Origin of the sequence: Pseudooceanicola atlanticus (assembly GCF_000768315.1) — a bacterium.
In the GTDB taxonomy this organism is placed as follows: domain Bacteria; phylum Pseudomonadota; class Alphaproteobacteria; order Rhodobacterales; family Rhodobacteraceae; genus Pseudooceanicola; species Pseudooceanicola atlanticus.
The window spans coordinates 1-4,139 of sequence record NZ_AQQX01000039.1 but is presented as its reverse complement, the minus strand read 5'-3'; the positions used below and the strand labels follow the sequence as shown (position 1 = coordinate 4,139).

The 4,139-nt window shown below is 62.6% G+C and carries 3 protein-coding genes; 2 read left to right on the top strand and 1 reads right to left on the bottom strand.

The features are described from left to right. Window positions 1-246: 246 nt before the first annotated feature. Together ATO9_RS23215 and ATO9_RS23210 are read left to right on the top strand one after the other, a co-directional pair. Window positions 247-2,643 carry a heavy metal translocating P-type ATPase gene (locus tag ATO9_RS23215; protein WP_254702697.1) on the top strand — a complete coding sequence of 799 codons (2,397 nt, stop codon included), beginning with the start codon at window positions 247-249 and terminating at the stop codon, window positions 2,641-2,643. A gap of 66 nt (window positions 2,644-2,709) precedes the next feature. Continuing rightward, on the top strand, window positions 2,710-3,219 hold the full coding sequence (locus tag ATO9_RS23210; protein WP_043755213.1) for a L,D-transpeptidase family protein: 510 nt from the start codon (window positions 2,710-2,712) through the stop codon (window positions 3,217-3,219). Between the two features lie 3 nt (window positions 3,220-3,222). Here ATO9_RS23210 and phnE read toward each other — a convergent pair whose 3' ends face one another. Further along, complete coding sequence (phnE, locus tag ATO9_RS23205) at window positions 3,223-3,981, bottom strand: phosphonate ABC transporter, permease protein PhnE (RefSeq protein ID WP_043755209.1); 759 nt, start codon at window positions 3,979-3,981, stop codon at window positions 3,223-3,225. Between the last annotated feature and the right edge of the window lie 158 nt (window positions 3,982-4,139).

The window sequence follows — 4,139 nt, the reverse complement described above, 5'->3', positions numbered from 1 at the left end:
TAGCTTAATTTACGCCAGATCCTGTCCAAGAGATGGGGAGTAGCTCAAACCATGATCACCGTATATTTTTGAAGCATGTCTATCTCACTCTTTGGCAGGTCAGCCGCGTCCACGGACTTGGCAACGCGTTTCAAGGTTCCGCAGGTCGGTGTCCTTACTTGACCAAGTTTTTGTTTTAGCTCTTGAAGCTCTAGTTACTGTAGGGGCTATCTCAATGTGGAATGAACGAATCCCGAGGTCAATCCCATGTCTTCCAATGGCCACCGCCACGACCACAAGCACAGCTCTGACTGCAGTCACGATCATGTTGATGATCACAAACATGCGAGCGTAGCTCGCCACTCTCATGGAGATGGTGCTGCGTGCTGCGGTGCTGGAGCCAACACGGGACCGGCAGAATCCATCCCGTCGAATGGGCGAAGTTTTCAAGTTTCCGGTCTGGATTGTGCCGAAGAGGTGGCAATCCTGAATAGGGTGGTCGGTCCAAAAGTCGGCGGGACTGAGCATCTGGCGTTCGATGTCATCAATGGGCGGATGACGATTCTGGATACCGCAGTCGGGATTTCGGACAACGAGATTTCGCAACTGGTCGCGAGTACCGGCATGAGCGCAAAACCGTGGGACGCCGACAACGCAGCAGAGAATCAGGCCGCGCATCTGGCACGTCAAAAGCGGTTTACCGCGCTCAGCGGCGGCTTCTGGGTGGCAGGTTTTCTCTACCACATCGTCGAAACCGGCATGGGTGGTGCGCTCGGGCTATTCGCAGGGCACGGAGAAATGCCGATGCCACTCGCGGAAGCAGGGTTATTCGCGGTGGCAATTCTCTTCGGGGTCTGGCTGGTCGCGCCCAAGGCTTGGTCTTCCGCGCGACGGTTTTCCCCTGACATGAACTTGTTGATGGTGGTCGCAGTGGCGGGTGCCATCGGGCTGGGCGAATTCTTCGAGGCCGCGACGGTTGCGTTTTTCTTCTCACTTTCGCTTTACCTTGAGAGCTGGAGTGTGGGGCGGGCCCGCAACGCGGTATCGGCCTTGCTGGATCTGGCGCCGCCGACAGCTTGGGTGATCCGATCAGATGGCAGCGAAACCGATGTGCCTGCGGCAGAGGTCGCCGTGAACGATCGCTTCATTGTGCGCGGCGGCGACCGCATCCCCCTCGACGGTGAAGTGGTGGAGGGTTCGGGAGCCGTCGATCAGGCTCCCATTACCGGAGAAAGCGCGCTCGTGCCAAAGGAGCCGGGCGATGAGGTCTATGCCGGCACGATCAACGGCGAGGGCACACTGACGGTGCGGGCGACGAAGGCCGCCTCGGACACGGTGCTCGCGAAAATCATTCGCATGGTGGGCGATGCCCATGCCCGCCGCGCGCCGGTCGAACAGTGGGTGGCCAAGTTCGCGCGCATCTACACACCCATCGTGATGGCTCTGGCGATCGCCATCGCGCTGGTGCCGCCACTCCTGCTCGGCGGCGCCTGGGACTACTGGTTCTACAACGCTCTGGTCCTTCTGGTCATCGCATGTCCTTGCGCGCTGGTCATTTCTACGCCGGTTTCCATCGTTGCGGCGCTGACCGCGTCGGCCCGGGCGGGGGTGCTCATCAAGGGCGGCGCCTATGTCGAGGCGCCGGGGCGGACCACGGCACTGGCGATGGACAAGACCGGGACGATCACCATGGGCGAGCCTGAGGTGGCGGCGGTTCACCCGCTGATCGGCGTTCCCGCCCGCGATCTCATGGCGCTGGCAGCAAGCCTGGAGGCGCGGTCTTCGCACCCGCTGGCACGCGCCATCCTCGCGCGCGCCGAAGCCGATGGTGTTTCCGTGCCTGCCGCAGAGGACACCCGCACCGTGCCCGGGCGCGGTCTGGAGGGACGCGCCGACGGGCGCGCTATCTGGCTCGGCTCGGATCGGTTCGCCGAAGAGAAGGGGTTCGGCAATGCCATTCCGGCGGATCTGCGGGATCGGATCGAAGGGGCTGGGAGCACCCTCGTTGCCGTGGGTGACGAGACCGGCGTGACCGGCGTACTGGAGCTTCGCGACCGCATCCGCCCCGATGCCAAGGGGATCGTTGCGCGGCTGCACGCGCAGGGAGTGAAGACCATCGTGATGTTGACGGGCGACAACGAACGCACCGCACGCGCGGTGGCAGCCGAAGTCGGCATCGACGAGGTGCGCGCCGAACTTTTGCCAGAAGACAAGGTGACGGCCATTGAGGAACTCGTCGAAAGCCACGACATGGTGGCGATGATCGGCGACGGTGTGAATGACGCACCGGCCATGGCGCGGGCGCATTATGCCATCGCCATGGGCGCTGTCGGATCGGATGCCGCGATCGAGACGGCCGACATCGCGCTGATGACCGACGACATCGGCAAGGTACCCTGGCTTATCGGCCATTCGCGCCGTGCCATGACGATCATCCACCAGAATATCGGTATATCGCTGGCGACCAAGGCGCTGTTCGTCGGGCTGACCGCGTTTGGCATGGCCTCAATGTGGGGCGCCATTGCTGCGGATGTAGGCGTGTCTCTGCTGGTGGTCGCCAACGCACTTCGGCTCCTGAACGGCCATCAGGTTGAGGCCGGGCCTTCAGGCGGAGAACCGGTGGGCGAGCAGATGGCGAAGGGAGCACTGGCGCACGGTCATTGATCCGGCGGTTTCGGTAGAGTAACGTCTGACATCAACTAGACCTCGCAAAAGGGGCGTTGAGCAGTGATGAATACCAGAATTCCACGGCGGGTCTTGCTGTTGGGCGGATTGGCCGCCCTCCTGTCAGGCTGTGCCAGCAAGTTCCGGTCCTACAACGGACCCGAAGTGACCCGGCTGCGTATGTACAAGGCGCAGAGGCTGCTGGTTCTTGACGGCGCGGATGATGTCTTGCGGACCTATCCCATCGGATTGGGCTTCGCGCCCGAAGGCCACAAGCAGTTCGAAGGGGACGGCCGCACGCCGGAGGGCTCCTACGTGATTGACCGGCGCAACCCGGACAGCCTCTTCCACCTCTCGATCGGCATCTCATATCCCAATGAGGCCGACATCGCGTTTGCGGAGGCGCAAGGCCGATCTCCGGGAAAGGACATCTTCATTCATGGCGGCCCAAGACGCGGGATTGACCCTGTGAATGTACGCGACTGGACCGCGGGCTGTATCTCTGTCACCGACCGGCAGATCGAGGAAATCTACGCCATGGTCAGGGACGGAACCCCCATAGACATTTATGCCTGATCGTCAGGTGAAGCGACGGCGCAGCGCAACGTTGAGCGCTTCGATGGCGATGACCATGACGACAACGGCAATCGTGACGCTGGCGGCCTTGTCGTACTGGAAGGAACGCACGTAGGTCTGGATGTAGAAGCCGATCCCGCCCGCGCCGACGATGCCGAGGATTAGCGACTCGCGCAGGTTCAGTTCGAACCGGAAGATTGTGTCCCGGGCGATGACCGGGGCCATCTGCGGCCAGATCGCATGCCTGAGCCGCACGAGCGGTCCGGCGCCGACGCTTTCCAGTGCTGCGATCGGCGCGCGGGACACGCCGTCGATTGCCTCGGCATAGAATTTTGCGAGCATCCCGGTGGCATGAAAGGCCACCGCGATGATGCCAGGCAGTGGCCCGAGCCCGACTGCGCCGACCATGAGCATGGCCACGAGAATCAGCGGCACGGCCCGGATAAAGGCTAGCAGCGCGCGCACAGGGCCGAACACCATACGCGAGACCATGGTCTCGGAGGCGAGGATGGCCAGAGGGATCGACAGGATCACCGCACCGAGGGAGCCGAGGATCGCTATTCTCAGCGTTTCCGCGCTGCCTTTCCTGATCTCGGCCATCACTGTCGGGTCAGGCGGAAACATGCGACCGAGGAAATCGGCGATCCGCGGGCCGGCCGACATGAGACGCGACAACTCGACGTCGGTCGTGGCGAAGGACCACAGGACCGCGGCGGCGATCAGACCACTCGTCGTAAAGCCGCCAAACCCGCGGAACACCATCAGGATACCGCCCTGAGGCCGATACCGGGGATTGGCTCAACCTCCCGATAGAGCTCCGCTGTCGCATCGTCATTCAACTCGGAGGTCGGCACATCGAAGGCGATCCGCCCGCCACGAATGCCGATGATGCGCCGCGCGAAACGCCGTGCCAAATCGGG